The organism is Mucilaginibacter sp. P4_G9 (assembly GCF_056400985.1).
Window position 1 is genome coordinate 1 of the sequence record NZ_JBFUKF010000876.1, and the last position, 815, is coordinate 815.

The 815-nt window shown below is 42.0% G+C and carries 1 pseudogene; it reads right to left on the minus strand.

The annotated features are described in order from the left end of the window. Positions 1-763, minus strand: a pseudogene (locus AC1DPZ_RS28300) (polyribonucleotide nucleotidyltransferase); the annotation flags it as partial. Positions 764-815: the final 52 nt, after the last annotated feature.

An 815-nucleotide genomic window follows, 5' to 3' on the forward strand; every position in this document is an offset into this window, starting at 1 on the left:
CATAAGTAGCAGCGTAGATAGCTTTTTTCAAATCTTCATTGCTGTTTTCATGGCTGTAAACACGTTTTTCGGTTTTGCCAACTTCAATGGTCAACTCTTTTTGAGCTAAACACTGCAATTTAATAGCAGTGTGTGCAAACTTAATAGCCTCAACCAATTCGGCTTCCTGAATCTCTTTTGATTCGCCTTCAACCATGTTGATGTCATGCTCGCTACCTGCTACAATAAATTCTAAAGTAGCACGCTCAAGCTGGCTTAAAGTTGGGTTAATTACCAACTGGCCATCAATTTTAGCAACACGTACTTCAGAGATAGGACCGTTAAAAGGAATATCAGATACAGCTAATGCTGCCGATGCTGCCAAACCGGCAAGGCAATCAGGCATAATATCTTTATCTGCAGAAATTAAAGAGATCATCACCTGTGTATCAGCATGATAATCTGAAGGGAATAACGGACGTAAAGCGCGGTCAACCAAACGCGAGATCAAAACCTCGTAGTCTGATAAACGTGCCTCGCGGCGTAAAAAACCACCCGGGATACGACCGGTGGCAGCGTATTTTTCCTGGTAATCAACAGAAAGGGGTAAAAAATCAACCCCTTCTTTCGCTTCCCGCGATGATACTACAGTAGCCAATAACATGGTATCACCCATTTTAATAACTACAGAGCCATCGGCTTGTTTGGCCAGTTTACCTGTTTCGATCTCAATGGTGCGGCCATCACCTAAATCGATAACTTTTTTAATTACGTTTAAACTCATCTTCTTTTGTTTGTGGTGCACTTTTCATCTTTCGGAGCGCACCGGTTTTTTA